At 69.8% G+C, this 13,836-nt stretch carries 14 protein-coding genes and 1 tRNA gene; 10 read left to right on the forward strand and 5 right to left on the reverse strand.

Going from position 1 to position 13,836, the window contains the following annotated elements:
• Nucleotides 1–54: 54 nt before the first annotated feature.
• The 3 genes from METY_RS06815 to METY_RS06825 all read right to left on the reverse strand — a co-directional run bounded on the left by METY_RS06815 (nucleotide 55) and on the right by METY_RS06825 (nucleotide 2,442).
• Nucleotides 55–131: transfer RNA gene (locus METY_RS06815), tRNA-Arg, on the reverse strand.
• 113 nt (nucleotides 132–244) lie between these two features.
• Nucleotides 245–538, reverse strand: a complete 294-nt coding sequence (locus tag METY_RS06820) for a BrnA antitoxin family protein (protein WP_103120701.1) — start codon at nucleotides 536–538, stop codon at nucleotides 245–247.
• An 83-nt stretch (nucleotides 539–621) separates the two neighbouring features.
• Nucleotides 622–2,442: a radical SAM protein gene (locus tag METY_RS06825; RefSeq protein ID WP_244593550.1), complete on the reverse strand. Its 1,821-nt coding sequence runs from the start codon at nucleotides 2,440–2,442 to the stop codon at nucleotides 622–624.
• Nucleotides 2,443–2,479: 37 nt separating this feature from the next.
• Between METY_RS06825 and METY_RS06830 the strand changes: the two genes are divergently transcribed.
• The 6 genes from METY_RS06830 to METY_RS06855 all read left to right on the forward strand — a co-directional run bounded on the left by METY_RS06830 (nucleotide 2,480) and on the right by METY_RS06855 (nucleotide 6,618).
• The gene (locus tag METY_RS06830; RefSeq protein WP_244593551.1) at nucleotides 2,480–3,385 is read left to right on the forward strand and encodes a phosphate/phosphite/phosphonate ABC transporter substrate-binding protein; all 906 of its coding nucleotides are present in this window, start codon (nucleotides 2,480–2,482) and stop codon (nucleotides 3,383–3,385) included.
• A 3-nt stretch (nucleotides 3,386–3,388) separates the two neighbouring features.
• Nucleotides 3,389–4,159 (forward strand): phosphonate ABC transporter, permease protein PhnE, encoded by a 771-nt coding sequence (gene phnE / locus METY_RS06835; RefSeq protein WP_103120634.1) that lies wholly within the window; start codon nucleotides 3,389–3,391, stop codon nucleotides 4,157–4,159.
• Nucleotides 4,156–4,842, forward strand: a complete 687-nt coding sequence (locus METY_RS06840; RefSeq protein WP_103120635.1) for a phosphonate ABC transporter ATP-binding protein — start codon at nucleotides 4,156–4,158, stop codon at nucleotides 4,840–4,842. The genes phnE and METY_RS06840 overlap by 4 nt, the downstream gene beginning before the upstream one ends.
• Complete coding sequence (locus tag METY_RS06845) at nucleotides 4,839–5,513, forward strand: TIGR04283 family arsenosugar biosynthesis glycosyltransferase (RefSeq protein ID WP_103120636.1); 675 nt, start codon at nucleotides 4,839–4,841, stop codon at nucleotides 5,511–5,513. The genes METY_RS06840 and METY_RS06845 overlap by 4 nt, the downstream gene beginning before the upstream one ends.
• Nucleotides 5,506–6,105 carry a TIGR04282 family arsenosugar biosynthesis glycosyltransferase gene (locus METY_RS06850; protein ID WP_103120637.1) on the forward strand — a complete coding sequence of 200 codons (600 nt, stop codon included), beginning with the start codon at nucleotides 5,506–5,508 and terminating at the stop codon, nucleotides 6,103–6,105. The genes METY_RS06845 and METY_RS06850 overlap by 8 nt, the downstream gene beginning before the upstream one ends.
• A gap of 120 nt (nucleotides 6,106–6,225) precedes the next feature.
• Nucleotides 6,226–6,618 (forward strand): DoxX family protein, encoded by a 393-nt coding sequence (locus METY_RS06855; RefSeq protein ID WP_103120638.1) that lies wholly within the window; start codon nucleotides 6,226–6,228, stop codon nucleotides 6,616–6,618.
• Nucleotides 6,619–6,627: 9 nt separating this feature from the next.
• Here the strand turns inward: METY_RS06855 and panC are convergent, their stop codons facing one another.
• On the reverse strand, nucleotides 6,628–7,482 hold the full coding sequence (gene panC, locus METY_RS06860; RefSeq protein WP_103120639.1) for a pantoate--beta-alanine ligase: 855 nt from the start codon (nucleotides 7,480–7,482) through the stop codon (nucleotides 6,628–6,630).
• Between the two features lie 167 nt (nucleotides 7,483–7,649).
• Here panC and METY_RS21755 point away from each other — a divergent pair, with 167 nt between their 5' ends.
• Complete coding sequence (locus METY_RS21755; protein WP_444849071.1) at nucleotides 7,650–8,174, forward strand: DnaJ domain-containing protein; 525 nt, start codon at nucleotides 7,650–7,652, stop codon at nucleotides 8,172–8,174.
• Between the two features lie 9 nt (nucleotides 8,175–8,183).
• On the opposite strand, the gene METY_RS06870 is transcribed toward METY_RS21755, so the two are convergent.
• On the reverse strand, nucleotides 8,184–9,845 hold the full coding sequence (locus METY_RS06870; RefSeq protein WP_103120640.1) for a D-alanyl-D-alanine carboxypeptidase: 1,662 nt from the start codon (nucleotides 9,843–9,845) through the stop codon (nucleotides 8,184–8,186).
• Between the two features lie 373 nt (nucleotides 9,846–10,218).
• Here METY_RS06870 and METY_RS06875 point away from each other — a divergent pair, with 373 nt between their 5' ends.
• The 3 genes from METY_RS06875 (at nucleotide 10,219) to clpA (ending at nucleotide 13,655) form a co-directional block, all read left to right on the forward strand.
• Nucleotides 10,219–10,548: a phasin family protein gene (locus tag METY_RS06875; RefSeq protein ID WP_103120641.1), complete on the forward strand. Its 330-nt coding sequence runs from the start codon at nucleotides 10,219–10,221 to the stop codon at nucleotides 10,546–10,548.
• A 281-nt stretch (nucleotides 10,549–10,829) separates the two neighbouring features.
• The gene (clpS, locus tag METY_RS06880; protein WP_103120642.1) at nucleotides 10,830–11,228 is read left to right on the forward strand and encodes an ATP-dependent Clp protease adapter ClpS; all 399 of its coding nucleotides are present in this window, start codon (nucleotides 10,830–10,832) and stop codon (nucleotides 11,226–11,228) included.
• A 9-nt stretch (nucleotides 11,229–11,237) separates the two neighbouring features.
• Nucleotides 11,238–13,655, forward strand: coding sequence for an ATP-dependent Clp protease ATP-binding subunit ClpA (gene clpA, locus METY_RS06885; RefSeq protein WP_103120643.1), 2,418 nt, complete (start codon nucleotides 11,238–11,240; stop codon nucleotides 13,653–13,655).
• The last annotated feature ends 181 nt before the right edge of the window (nucleotides 13,656–13,836 follow it).

Genomic DNA, 13,836 nt, shown 5'->3' on the forward strand with positions numbered 1-13,836 from the left:
GGAACGCGCGAGGAACGTGGGGAACGTCCGGCGCGAAGAATCCCAAGAAGTTGTTGGCGACCCCGGCTGGATTCGAACCAGCGACCATCAGCTTAGAAGGCTGGTGCTCTATCCGGCTGAGCTACGGGGCCGTGCGACGTTGCGGCGTTCGGCGGCCTGTCCGGGTCGCGCCGCGGGCCGTCCGGCATTCATAGCGGCGTGGATGGCGTCGTCAACGACGGCGACGTCCCGGTCGCGCCGTGCGTCAGCCGGCGCCGTCATCGTTCGCGCTCGAGAGCTGATCGACCGGGATCGAGCGCTCGTCGCCGCCGAAGCCCCCGTGGGTCTGGACATAGTCCCGCAGCGCCGCGTTGATGCGGTCCTGCCAGCCGGCGCCGTCTTCCTGGAAGTGGAGCAGCACGTCCTGGTCCAGCCTGAGCGTGACCTGTTCGCGGGCGCCGGGAATCGCGACGGCTTTGGGCGCCGGCGGGGCCGCAGGGGTCTTCGGCTTGAACGCCGCCTCGGCGGCGTCTCGGGGGTCTGTCGGGCGGCGGGCCATGGCGGTCTCCTCGGACGGCGGAATCGCGCTCGGACGGCGCATCTCTGTCCTATGTGGCCGTCTTCGGCGGCGATTGCGAGCGCTCAGCCTGCGCTGCACGCCCCGCCGCCCAGTACGCAAAAGGTGGCGCAGTGCGGATGGTTGAGCGCGACGGGCCGGCTGGCCTCGCTCAGAGTCGCGCCGAGCTCGAAGCGCTCGTCATAGGCGAGGAGGGTGCAGGCGAGCACGGCGGGACGGTCCGCGCCCTTGCGCTTCACCACCATGCGGGATGAGGAGCACATCAGGCTCCGCGGATCGACGCCCAGCAGGCCCCAGCAGGCGGTCGTGATCTCGGGAACGTCGGCGCCGGCGTCCATTTCCGGAAACAGCGTCAGGGCGACAGGGTCGGCGGCGTCGATGGGGACGCCGTGCTCGTCGAACAGCCGGGCGAAGCCAGCCCGCACCACGCCTTCGGCCTCGCCGGAGAACAGGCGCCCGGCGACCGAGAGCGCAAACCCGTGATCGGCCAGCCATTTCATCCCGTCGAGCGTCGGCTGGAAGCTTCGCGGCCCCCGCTCGAGCTCGTGCAGGGCGGGATCGTAGTGGTCGAGCGAGACCCGCAGGGTCAGCCGCCGGCCGTAGCGCTCCTTCAGAGCAAGCAGGGGCCCTTTCAGCCGCTGCATCGGCCGCATGGCGTTCGTCAGCACGAGCGCGCGATGACCGCGGGCGAGCGCGTCCTCGACCATCGCCATCAGGTCGGGGTTCATAAACGGTTCGCCGCCGGTAAAGCCGACTTCGGCGAGCTCGGGGTGGTCGCGCGCCGCCTCGTCGAGAAAGGCGCTGGCCTCCGCAGCCGTGAGATAGACCAGCCGGTCGTTGCGCGGCGTCGACTCGATGTAGCAGTTCGCGCAGGCGAGATTGCAGCGCGTGCCGGTGTTCATCCAGAGCGTACGCAAGCTGGAAAGCTCGACCGTGGCGCGGGGCTCCCCGCGCGCGGTCGAGGCGCCGTCCTGAAATTTTTCGGGCGCGAGCCGAGGAGCCGCGGTCGAGACCGGCCACGCCGGCGCGTCGTCCGCGTCGCGGCGCCACACGAAGCCGCCCGGGTCGACCCTGCGGCCCGTCCGCCTGGCCTCTGAAGGAGGCAGAGCGTCGCAGCTCGGCCAAAGGCCGCTTCCGAGCGCCGCGGCGTAGCCTTCGGGCAGCCCGGCGGCGCGCATCTTGGCCGCCGCGACGGCCCAGCCGTACTCCAGCCGCCGGTGTTCGATGACGACGCTTCGCGGTTCGGCGCCGGGCGTCAGCAGGCTGAACCAGACCTCCGCGCAGCCGTCGTTCGCCGGCATCCCGACCGCGCCGGGGTTGTGCCAGAGCCGGCCTTCGATCACTTGGCTGAAGGGCAGGCCGGAGTGGCCCGCGACGATCCCGTCGACGCCGGACGCCTCGAGATCCAGCGCTTTCACCCGGGCCGGCGTCGAGGGGAAGACGAAGCGCGCGATGTGGTCGAGCGATCCGTGGATTACGGCGAGGGTGAGCCCGCCGACCTGGACGTCGAGCCGGCGGGGCAGGGCGGCCATCCACGCGCGGTCGTCCGGCCCGAGTTCGCGCGAGGCATGGGCGAACCAGGCTGCGGAGAGCCGGTCGCAGGCGCTGCCCGGCGCGAAGCCGCAGCCGCAGTCCTCCTCGCCCGCCGCCAGCTGCTCCTCGCAGTTGCCCATGACGACGTGGATCCCTGCGCCGCGGACGAGATCCACGCAGGCCTTCGCGTCCGCGCCATAGGCCACGACGTCGCCGGTGCAGACCACGCGATGCGGCGGCACGCCCAGGCGCGCCGCTTCGGACAGCGCGGCGGCGGTCGCCTCGAGGTTCGAATAAGGGCCGCCGAACAGAAACAGGGGCCCGTCCGACGTCGTATCGGGGGAGATCGTCATGTCCTGAGATACGAAAGCCATGGGAGGGATGCTACACGTGTCCGATCGATTTGCCCGCAACCTGAGGGAGCCGCTCGTGCGCGCTGCAGTTCGACGCCTCGCGGTCGCGGCGCTCCTTCTCGCCGCGAGCGCGGCTCCGGCCGGCGCGGAACCCCTGCGCTTCGCTGTCGGCCCGTTCCAGCCGACCCCCGGAGACACGCGAAAGGCTTACGAGCCGTTCTTCGCCTATCTCGCGAAGACGCTCGGGGTGGACTACGAGCTGGTCGTCACCACGGATTGGGCTGGCATTGCGACCGCGCTCGCGACCGGGCAGGCTGACGTCGCCTGGATGGGCCCCTGGGGCTACGTCCTCGCCAACCGCGAAGGCGACGCCCAAGCGATCGCGACGGTGAAGTACGACGGCAAGCCGACCTACCACGCCATCGTCGTCGGTCGTCCGGACCTTCAGATCGAGACTTGGCCGGACGACGCGAAGGGCCTCAGCATCTCTTTCGCCGACGTCGGCTCCACCTCCGGCTGGTTGATCCCGACCTGGTGGCTCAAGACGAAGGGGATCGACCCCAAGACCTTCTTCAAATACCGCGACGGCGCCTCTCATCCGGCGAACGAAATCGCGGTCGCGAACGGACAGGTCGACCTCGCCACCGACTACGACCGAAACCTGCGCGCGATGCAGGAGCGTGGGCTGCTCAAGCCTGATCAGGTAAAGGTGGTCTGGACCTCGGAACCGCTGCCGAACGATCCGCTGGTGGTCCGCAAGAGCTTCGACCCAGCCCGCGTCGAGACGCTGCGCAAGGCTGTCACCGCCATCGACGAGGAACAGGCGAAGGCGGTGATGCCGCCCCATTACACCGGCTGGGTCGCCGCCGGGCACGCCGATTACAAGCTGATCGAAGACGCCGGCGTCGCCGTCGGCAAGCTGAAGCCGCGAGGGCCTGAGTGAGCCGTGCCGTCTGACCGGGGTCGGGCGCTGGGCCGTCTCCTCGCGGCGGCGCTTGCAATCGCGGCGCTCGCGCTGATGTGGCGGGTCGCCGAGGTCGACCTCTCGCGCCTCTGGCAGGGGCTGCCTCGGCTCGCCGCCTGGGGCGCCCGGGCCTGGCCGCCCAACTTCGAGGATGGGGCAACCCTTCTACGCCGGGCCGGCGAGACGCTCGCCATGGCGACGCTCGGCACGCTTCTCGGCGCGCTTGTCGCCGCGCCGCTCTGCCTGCTCGCCGCCCGCACCACGGCGCCGGGCGCTATCGTCTACGCGCCGGCGCGAGCGCTGCTGAACATGCTGCGGGGGGTCGACAGTTTCGTCTTCGCCCTCCTGTTCGTGGCGGCCGTCGGTCTGGGGCCGTTCGCGGGTCTGCTGGGCATCGCCATGCATTCCGCGGGCTCGATCGCGAAGCTTTGGTCGGAGACGATCGAGCAAGCGGCCCCCGGCCCGGTCGAGGCGGCGACGCTCACCGGGGCCTCGCGCCTTAAGGTCGCGCTGCACGCGCTCCTGCCGGACGTGGCGCCGGGGCTCACCTCCACCGCGCTCTACATCCTGGAGTTCAACGTTCGGGCCTCGACCGTGCTCGGCGTCGTCGGCGCCGGCGGTTTGGGACAGGAGTTGAAGAACGCCGTGGACCTGCTCGATTCGCCCCGCGTGTTCGCGATCATCCTTGTCATCCTCGTCATGGTGACGGCGATCGACGCCTTCAGCGCTTTGGCCCGCCGGAGGCTGGCGTGACCGGCGGCGTCGTCGTGCGCCGGCTCTCGAAGGTCTACGACGGCCGCGCGGCGCTGCGGAACGCCTCGCTCACCGCGCCGCGCGGAAGCTTCGTCGCGCTTCTTGGGCCGAGCGGCGCGGGCAAGACCACGCTGTTGCGCTGCCTCGCGCGTTTGGTCGCGCCCGACGCCGGCGAAGCCTACGTCGATGGCCGCCCGATGCACGCGCTGTCGGGCCGGGCCTTGAGGGAGGCGCGGGCGCGCATCGGCTTCGTATTCCAGGATTTCAACCTCGTTCGGCGCCGCTCGGCTTTGGACAACGCGCTCGGCGGCGTGCTTGCGAGCACGCCGCTGTGGCGCGTCGCGCTTGGCCGTCCGCGGCCCGCCGACGCCCGCTCCGCTATGGCGGCGCTCGACCGGGTCGGGCTTGGCGACCGGGCCGGGGCCCGAGCGGACGAACTGTCCGGCGGACAGCGGCAGAGGGTGGCGATCGCGCGCGCGCTGGTGCAGGACACCGCCGTGCTGCTCGCGGACGAGCCGGTGGCGAGTCTCGATCCCGACTCCGCCGCGGGGGTGCTCGCGCTGCTGAAGGACCTCACGCGGGAACGCGGACTCACGGTCCTCTGCAGCCTGCATCAGCATCATCTCGCGCACGCCTACGCCGACGAGATCGTCAGGCTCGCGCCGCCCGAGGGCGAGCCGTGAGGCTTTCGGTGGTCATCCCGGCCTTGAACGCCGAGGGCGAACTGCCGGCCACGCTCGCGAGCCTGGAGGAGGGGGGGCATGCGATCGCCGAGGTCGTCGTCAGCGACGGCGGCTCGTCGGACCGCACGCGCGAGGTGGCGGAGGCGTTCGGCTGTCGGGTGAGCGTCGGGTCGCGGGGCCGCGGGGCGCAGCTTCGGCGGGGCGCCGGGCTCGCGACCGGCGACTGGCTGCTGTTCCTCCACGCCGACACACATCTGGAAGCCGGCTGGAGCGCGGCCGCCGCGCGCTTCGCGATCCACGCTGGCGACAATGGGGCCGCAGCGTTCGCCTTCGCTTTGGACGATGACGCGCCTGCCGCGAGGAGGCTGGAGAGTGCGGTGCGCTGGCGCGTTCGGCTGCTCGCCTTGCCCTACGGCGATCAGGGGCTGCTGATCTCGCGCGCCTTCTACGATCGCCTCGGCGGCTACGCCGATTTCCCCCTGATGGAGGACGTCGACCTCGCTCGCCGCATCGGCCGGCGGCAGCTGACTATCCTGCCCGTCCGCGCGGTGACGAGCGCCGCGCGCTACCGCCGGGACGGCTATCTCCGTCGCATGGCGCGGAACGCCCTCTGTCTCGCGCTCTATCTCGGCGGGGCGTCGCCTGCGCGGATCGCGAGGCTCTATGGCTGAGCCTCGGGCGCGTCCGACGCTGTTCGTGATGGTGAAGGCGCCGGTGGCGGGCCGCGTGAAGACCCGGCTTGCGCGCACCATCGGCGCGCCGGAAGCCGTACGCTTCTACCGCACGGCGACGGCGGCGCTGCTGCGGCGGGTCGGCCGGGACCCGCGCTGGCGCACGGTTCTGGCGGTCGCGCCGGACGTGGCGGCGGCGACCTGGTTCTGGCCCGCGGACATCGCGCGCGTCGGGCAGGGGTCGGGCGACCTCGGCGCCCGGATGCAGCGGTTGCTCGATCTCAACCGCGGCGCCCCGACGGTCATCGTCGGATCGGACATCCCCGGCGTGCGGCGCCGCCATGTCGCGCAGGCGTTCCGCGCGCTGGGGACGCACGAGATCGTGTTCGGTCCTGCGGACGACGGCGGCTACTGGCTGGTTGGGGCGCGCGGGCGACCGCGAGTCCCGAAGCTGTTTGGAAACGTCCGGTGGTCGACGGAGCACGCGCTCGCCGATACGCGGGCGAACGCAGGGGCTTCCGTGGGATTTCTGGGACGGCTGTCGGACGTAGACGACGAGACCAACTGGCGGGCGTGGCGCCGGGGCGAATAACCCAGCCAGCCTTCGGGATGCGCGTCATTGCACGTTCGGAAGAAGGTGTTTGCGCCCTCGCTGGTTCGCCGGGCGGCGCGATGGCTTTATCCTCGGGCGCATCGATCACAGGAGCTCCCGATGAACGCTCTCACCGCCTGGCGCCCGCAAGTCCTCAGCGTCCTGCGCATCATGTCCGCGCTGCTGTTCCTTCAGCATGGGACGGTCAAGCTGCTGGGCTTCCCCACGCCCTATCCTAACCCACTGTCGATGGTGAGCCTGACGGCTGGCATCCTCGAACTCGTCGGCGGCGTGCTGCTGGCGATCGGACTCTTCACGCGGCCGGTGGCGTTCATTCTCTCGGGCCAGATGGCCGTCGCCTACTTCCTCGCGCACGCGCCGCAGAGCTTCTATCCGATCGTCAACAAGGGCGAGCTGGCGATCATGTTCTGCTTCGTCTTCCTCTACATCGTCTTCGCCGGTCCCGGCCCCTGGAGCGTCGACGCCAAGCGCTCGAAGTCGTCGTTGGTCTGAAACTTCGCCTCACTCGGCGGCGGCGACCGCGATGTTGTCGATCAGCCGGACGCCGCCGATCCGCGCCGCGGCCAGCAGCCGCCGCGGTTTGCCGGGCCGCGTCGAGGCCGAGAGCGTCTCGGCATCGCGGAGCTCGACATAGTCGATCGTGAAGCCGGCGGCTTCGATCGCCCGGCGGGCGGAGAGGAGGGCGGCGTCCGCCGGCGCGCCGTCCTCGATCGCCTCCCCCGCCGCGGCGAGGGCTGCGGACAGCGCGGTCGCCCGCCTGCGATCATCCTTGTTGAGGTAAAGGTTGCGGGAGGACATCGCGAGGCCGTCGGGCTCCCGCATGGTCGCGCCCGCCACGATTTCGGTCGGCAAAGCGAGATCGCGGGTTAACGTCCGGATGACGGCGAGTTGCTGAAAGTCCTTCTCGCCGAAGATCGCCACGTCCGGCGCGCACTGGATCAGGAGTTTCGTCACGACGGTCGCGACGCCCGCGAAGAAGTGCGGCCGCGCATCGCTCTCGAGGCCCGCGGACGGCCCGCCGACCGTCACCACTGTGGCCTCGCCTTCCGGATACATCTCGGCCGCCTCCGGCGCGAAGACGAGGTCCACGCCCGCCTCGGCGAGCTTTTCGAGGTCGCCGTCGAAATCGCGGGGATAGGTGGCGAGGTCCTCGGTGGGGGCGAACTGCTTGGGGTTCACGAAGATCGACGTCACCACGCGCTCGGCGCGGGCCTGGCCGATCCGCACGAGCGAGATGTGGCCGGCGTGCAGCGCGCCCATGGTCGGAACCAGCGCGATCCGTTCGCCCGCCTGCCGCCAGGGCTTCAGATGGGCGCGCAGTTCGGCGACGGTGGTGACGACGGCGGGTCTGGACATCGGGCTCCTCACGGGCTTCTCCGGGTCTCGGGCCCGGTTCGCGGGGAGCGGGTTAGCAGGATGCGGCGCGGCGCGCCACGGCGCCTGCGCGATGGCGGGGCGCGGCCCGGTCATGCTTTGGTGGCGCCGGGCGACGCGTGCGCCGCAGCTATGGAAGTCGTGAGTCGATGATCTGGGTTCTTGTGGGAGCGATGGCGCTCGCCGCGCTCGTGGCGCTCGGCCGCCTGTTCGTGGCGGCCGACGTGCAGCGCCTTCGGAAGACGCTGCGGTTTCTCGCCGGCGCCGCCTGGGCGATCGGCTTCGCCATGACGCTGTCCGGCAAGCCCGTGCTCGGCATGACGCTGCTCGGTCTCGGCGCCGTCGGGCTCGGGGCCGTCGCCTTGCCCGGAGCCCGGCGCCGCTCAGCCGCGTCCGAAGGTGATCGTCACCGCGGGGCGGCCGGCGGGAGTGAGGGCGCGGAGCGCGACGCGGACGGGCGGCGCGGCCGGGGAGGGTTCCGTCGGTCGGGCGTAATGACGGAACAGGAGGCGTATCAGATCCTTGGCCTGCAGCCGGGGGCGCGGCCGGAAGAAATCGTCCGTGCGCATCGGACGCTGATGAAGAAAATCCATCCCGACCAGGGGGGGACGACGGAGCTCGCCGCCCGCGTCAACGCCGCGAAGGATATGCTGATGGGGCCGCGACATCGCTGACCTCCCCGCTCAGTTCTTGACGGCGAAGCAGCTGACGGAGCTGCGCTTGAGAGCCTTGCAGGCGGCGTCGGCCGAGCGCTCGTTGAAGCCGGCGAAGCGCGCCCGGTAATAGGTCGTGTCGCCCTTGGCGTAGACCTCGGTGAACGGCTCGGCCGAGGACAGCGCGCGGCCGCCCTTGGACTTGGCGTCCGACAGCAGGGCCTGCGCGGAGTCGGGCGCCGTGGTCGCGCCGATCTGGATGAACCAGCCCTTGCGCACCGGCTGCCGCTCGGCGGTCGGGGCGACCTGCGGAGCGCCTTCGATGTCGTTCGACGCGGAGGCCACGCGCACGGGGCGCGGTGAGGGCGTCGGAAGCGCGGACGCCTGCGTCTCGGCGTAGGCGCTCGCCTCCTGGGGAAGCTCGCGGGCCCGGGCGACGCTGCCGGTGGTCGCGGGCGCGCCGACGACCCAGCGCAGGGTCTGCGGCGTGGTGGTGGCCCCGACCGAACTTGCGACGACCGGCTCTGTATCCGGAGCGACGATGCGCTCCGTCTGCACGATGCGGGCGGCCGAAGGGGTCGTGGTGGCGGCGGCGACTGCGACGCGCGGCGCGGGCGCTGCGACCGGGACGGCGGGCGCGGCGACAGGCACGGGGACGGGGGCGGGCGCCGGGGCGGCCTCGACGACCGGAGCCGGGATCGGCATCGGGATGGCGGCGATCACCGCAGGACGCGCGCGGACCGGGGTGCGCTCGCCGGATTCAGCCACGAGCGGCGCAGTGCGTGAGCCAGGGCTCGCCTTCGGCATGTTGAGCGCGATCAACTCGCGCATGTGGGCGTCGCGGGAGGCGCCGGAGCGCCCGCCCATCACCACCGCCACGATCGAGCGGCCGTTGCTCTTCACCGAGGACAGCAGGTTGAAGCCGGAGGCGTTGGTGTAGCCGGTCTTGATGCCGTCCACGCCCTCGACGCGTCCGAGAAGCTGATTGTGGTTCGGCATCGAACGGCCCGCGAAGGTGAACACCCGCGTTCCGAAGTAGCCGTAGTAGCGCGGGAACCGGTCCTGGATCGCGCGTCCCAAGGTCACGAGGTCGCGCGCGGTGGTCACGTGGGTCGGGTTCGGCAGGCCGGAGGCGTTGCGGAAGGTGCTCTGGCTCATGCCGAGCGCGCGAGCCTTGCGCGTCATCCGCTCCGCGAACGCCGCCTCCGAGCCTTCGAGGTTCTCGGCGAAGGCGCAGGCGACGTCGTTCGCCGACTTGGTGACGAGGGCCTTGATGCCGTCCTCGACGCGCACCGTGCCGCCGGTGCGCACGCCGAGCTTGGTCGGAGGCATCATGGAGCAGCGCGACGACATGGTGATGCGCCCGTCGAGCTCGATCCGGCCACGCTCGAGATCCTCGAACACGAGGTAGAGCGTCATGACCTTGGTGATCGAGGCGGGGAAGCGCAACGAGTCCGAGTTTTTCTCGAACAGCGTGCGGCCGGTCTTGGCGTCCACGACCAGCGCGGCGTAGTTGGCTCGCGCGGAGATCGACTGGGCGATGGCGGGACGGGATGACGTCGCCTTCACTTTCCGCTTCGACCGCGCGTCGGCGTCCGCGACGCCGGCGAAGGTGGCTCCCGCGAAAACCGTCGCGGCCAGAAGTCCGGTGACGATGCGGCCGCCACGGCCGGTTACGCAACTCGCAATCATGACGCCCTGTCCTCGTCGTCTCCAGCCGATGGCCGGAGGTCGCCGCACCTACCGCACGGAGCTCGGGGCGCCTCGAGATCGGACCGCTGAGCGGCGCGTCTGCGTGATCGCTGTCCGAGAGGCGCTGGACGAATCCAGGACCTGCGCGGCGCGCCGTCCTCTGAACGGCACAGTCAACGACGCTAAGCAGACGCGGTTACGGGAGGGTTAAATCGATTGATAATTGTGCATCGCAAACATGTTCGTTGACAAAAATGTTGCAGTGCATATATGTCCGTCACGGCTCGCGGACGCCGTCCGCGCCGAGGGAGGCCCCAAAGGCCAATCGATTGCTGAACGGAGACGGGCGCGCTCGCCCGGAGGGAGCAATACAATGACCGCCAATTTTGACGACGTGCAGAAGATCAGCAAAGAGAACGTTGACGTCGCGCTCAAGAGCCTGGGCGCTGTGAGCAAGGGCTTCCAGGCCATCGCGGTCGAGGTCGCCGACTACTCCAAGAAGTCGTTCGAGGACAGCACCGGTTTCGTCGAGAAGCTGTTCGGCGTGAAGACGCTGGACAAGGCGATCGAGCTGCAGACCGACTACGTCAAGTCCAGCTATGAGACCTACGTCTCGCGGATGACGAAGATCGGCGAGCTCTACGCCGACCTCGCGAAGGAAAGCTACAAGCCGATCGAGACCGCGATCTCCAAGGCCAAGTGATAGGACCTGTGACGCGTCGGCGGCGGGCGTAACGTCGCAGCCGCCGCGTTACAAGGGGTCGACGGCCTGCGGGCTCGCGCCCCCGGCATGACCCATCTGCATGAAAGCCCGGCCCGCGCCGGGCTTTTTTTTGTCCGCGGCGATCATACCTGACGAAGCGTCGGGTCGGCGTCCGATCTGGCGCCCCCTGAAATTTGGGTTAGGATCGACGAAGCGACCCGGCGCCGCGCCGCGCGGCGCGCCGGGTCGCGAGCGACGAGCCGAAGGCGAACGGCGGTGAAATGAACGACGGCGCGACGACGCTTCTGATTTCTGTCCGCGCAGATTTGGACGGACATGACGGCCCTCGGGCCGCGAACGGGCCGCGGCGGCCTGACGACGGCGGCCCCGGGGCCGCGGTCGTCACCAAGACGCGGCCGAAGACCAAGCGCCCGAGCCTTTATCGCGTGCTGATTTTGAACGACGACTACACCCCGATGGAGTTCGTCGTTCACGTTTTAGAGCAGTTCTTTTCGAAAGACCGTGAAGCGGCGACGCGCATCATGTTGCACGTCCATAATCACGGCGCGGGGGAGTGCGGCGTCTACACCTATGAGGTGGCCGAAACCAAAGTGACGCAGGTGATGGATTTTGCGCGAAAGCATCAGCATCCTCTGCAGTGCGTCATGGAAAAGAAGTGAGGTGATCCGTTGCCGTCTTTCTCGCGCAGCCTCGAACAGTCTCTCCACCGGGCGCTCGCCTTCGCGAATGAGCGCCATCACGAATATGCGACGCTGGAGCATCTCCTGCTGTCGCTCGTCGACGACCAGGACGCCGCGGCGGTCATGCGGGCGTGCAACGTCGACCTCGAGATCCTGCGCCGCAACCTCGTCGAGTACGTGGACGCCGAACTGGACAACCTCGTCGGCGACACGTCCGAGGATTCCAAGCCCACGGCCGGCTTCCAGCGCGTCATCCAGCGCGCGGTGATCCACGTCACGTCGTCGGGCCGCGAGGAGGTGACGGGCGCGAACGTGCTCGTCGCGATCTTCGCGGAGCGCGAGAGCCACGCCGCGTTCTTCCTGCAGGAGCAGGACATGACGCGCTACGACGCCGTCAACTACATCAGCCACGGCATCGCGAAGCGGCCGGGCCTCAGCGAGACGCGCCCCGTGCGCGGCTCCGAGGAGGAGGCGTCCGGGCCCGGCGAAGAGCAGGGCGGCCAGAAGAAAAAGGCCGACGCGCTCGACGCTTACTGCGTGAACCTCAACAAGAAGGCGCGCGAGGGCAAGGTCGATCCGCTGATCGGCCGCGACGCCGAGGTGACGCGGACCATCCAGATTCTCTGCCGGCGCACCAAGAACAACCCGCTGCTGGTGGGCGACCCCGGCGTCGGCAAGACCGCGATCGCGGAAGGTCTGGCGCTGCGGATCGTACGCGACGAGGTGCCCGAGGTCCTGCAGGACGCGACCGTGTTCTCGCTCGACATGGGCGCGCTGCTCGCCGGCACCCGCTACCGCGGCGACTTCGAGGAGCGGCTGAAGCAGGTCGTGAAGGAGCTCGAGCAGACGCCGGGCGCGATCCTGTTCATCGACGAGATCCACACGGTCATCGGCGCGGGCGCGACCTCGGGCGGGGCGATGGACGCCTCCAACCTGCTGAAGCCCGCGCTCGCCTCCGGCACGCTGCGCTGCGTGGGCTCGACCACCTACAAGGAGTACCGCCAGTACTTCGAGAAGGACCGGGCGCTCGTCCGCCGCTTCCAGAAGATCGACGTGGCCGAGCCTTCGATCCCGGACACGATCGAGATCCTGAAGGGCCTCAAGCCCTATTACGAGACCTTCCATCAGGTCCGCTACACCAACGAAGCGATCAAGGCCGCGGTGGAGCTCTCGGCCCGCTACATCAACGACCGCAAGCTGCCGGACAAGGCGATCGACGTGATCGACGAGACCGGCGCGAGCCAGATGATCCTGCCGGAGGCCAAGCGCCGGAAGACGATCGGCGTGAAGGAGATCGAGACCACGATCGCCACCATGGCGCGGATCCCGCCGAAGTCGGTCTCCAAGGACGACGCCGAGGTGCTGCGCGGGCTGACCACGAGCCTCAAGCGGGTGGTCTACGGGCAGGACGCGGCGATCGAGGCGCTGTCCTCGACGATCAAGCTCGCGCGCGCCGGTCTCAGGGATCCGGAGAAGCCGATCGGCTGCTACCTGTTCTCGGGACCGACCGGCGTCGGCAAGACCGAGGTCGCGAAGCAGCTCGCCTCGCTGCTGGGCGTGCGGCTCCTGCGCTTCGACATGTCGGAGTACATGGAGCGGCACACGGTCAGCCGCCTGATCGGCGCGCCTCCCGGTTACGTGGGCTTCGACCAGGGCGGCCTGCTGACGGACGGCATCGACCAGACGCCGCACTGCGTGCTGCTGCTGGACGAGATCGAGAAGGCGCATCCCGACCTGTTCAACATCCTGCTGCAGGTGATGGATCACGGGAAGCTGACCGACCACAACGGCAAGCAGGTCGACTTCCGCAACGTGATCCTGATCATGACCACGAACGCGGGCGCCTCCGATCTCGCCAAGGAGCCGATCGGCTTCGGCCGCGGCAAGCGGTCCGGCGAGGACACCGAGGCGATCAACCGCCTGTTCGCGCCGGAGTTCCGCAACCGGCTCGATTCGATCATCGCCTTCGGCAACCTGCCGATGGAGGTGGTGCGTCACGTCGTCGAGAAGTTTGTGCTTCAGCTCGAGGCGCAGCTCGCCGACCGCAACATCACGATCGAACTGACGCCGGAGGCGACGGACTGGCTGGCCGAGCGCGGTTACGACCCGCAGATGGGCGCGCGTCCGCTGGCGCGGCTGATCCAGGAGACGATCAAGACGCCTCTCGCCGAGGAGGTCCTGTTCGGCAAGCTCAAGGGCGGCGGAGCGGTGCGCGTGGTGGTCGGCGCGAAGGAGGGCGGCGAGCCTGGTCTCCTCTTCGAGTTCCCCGACGGGCCGGTGACGCCGAAGCCGGAGTCGATCGCCCGCGAGGACGAACCGGGCCCGAAGGCGCCGCGCAAGCGCCGGGCCGGGGACGGCGAGGGCAAGGCTCCCGCGCCCAAGACCCCGCCGCTCGTGCGGACCTGATACCCGCCAACGGGCGCGCCAAAGCGTCGCGCAGCGTGCTAGAAGCGGCCGCGGATCGAAAGGTCCGCGGCCGCTTCGTTTTGCGACGGCGCGGTCCTCACCCGTTCAGAGCCATGCCGATGCCTTTCGCGCCTGACGACCTCCTCCGCCCCGGACGCTCCGGCGACCGGGCGCGCCCGGC

The organism is Methylopila sp. Yamaguchi (genome assembly GCF_002897035.1).
Classification (GTDB): Bacteria; Pseudomonadota; Alphaproteobacteria; order Rhizobiales; family Methylopilaceae; genus Methylopila.

Bases quoted from the DNA above. Each gene is read 5' to 3' on its own strand.
- METY_RS21755 (WP_444849071.1), top strand. From the start codon at position 7,650: ATGATCTGGGTTCTTGTGGGAGCGATGGCGCTCGCCGCGCTCGTGGCG.
- clpS (WP_103120642.1), top strand. From the start codon at position 10,830: ATGAACGACGGCGCGACGACGCTTCTGATTTCTGTCCGCGCAGATTTG.
- panC (WP_103120639.1), bottom strand. From the start codon at position 7,482: ATGTCCAGACCCGCCGTCGTCACCACCGTCGCCGAACTGCGCGCCCAT.
- METY_RS06855 (WP_103120638.1), top strand. From the start codon at position 6,226: ATGAACGCTCTCACCGCCTGGCGCCCGCAAGTCCTCAGCGTCCTGCGC.
- METY_RS06820 (WP_103120701.1), bottom strand. From the start codon at position 538: ATGGCCCGCCGCCCGACAGACCCCCGAGACGCCGCCGAGGCGGCGTTC.
- METY_RS06875 (WP_103120641.1), top strand. From the start codon at position 10,219: ATGACCGCCAATTTTGACGACGTGCAGAAGATCAGCAAAGAGAACGTT.
- METY_RS06850 (WP_103120637.1), top strand. From the start codon at position 5,506: ATGGCTGAGCCTCGGGCGCGTCCGACGCTGTTCGTGATGGTGAAGGCG.
- METY_RS06825 (WP_244593550.1), bottom strand. From the start codon at position 2,442: ATGACGATCTCCCCCGATACGACGTCGGACGGGCCCCTGTTTCTGTTC.
- METY_RS06870 (WP_103120640.1), bottom strand. From the start codon at position 9,845: ATGATTGCGAGTTGCGTAACCGGCCGTGGCGGCCGCATCGTCACCGGA.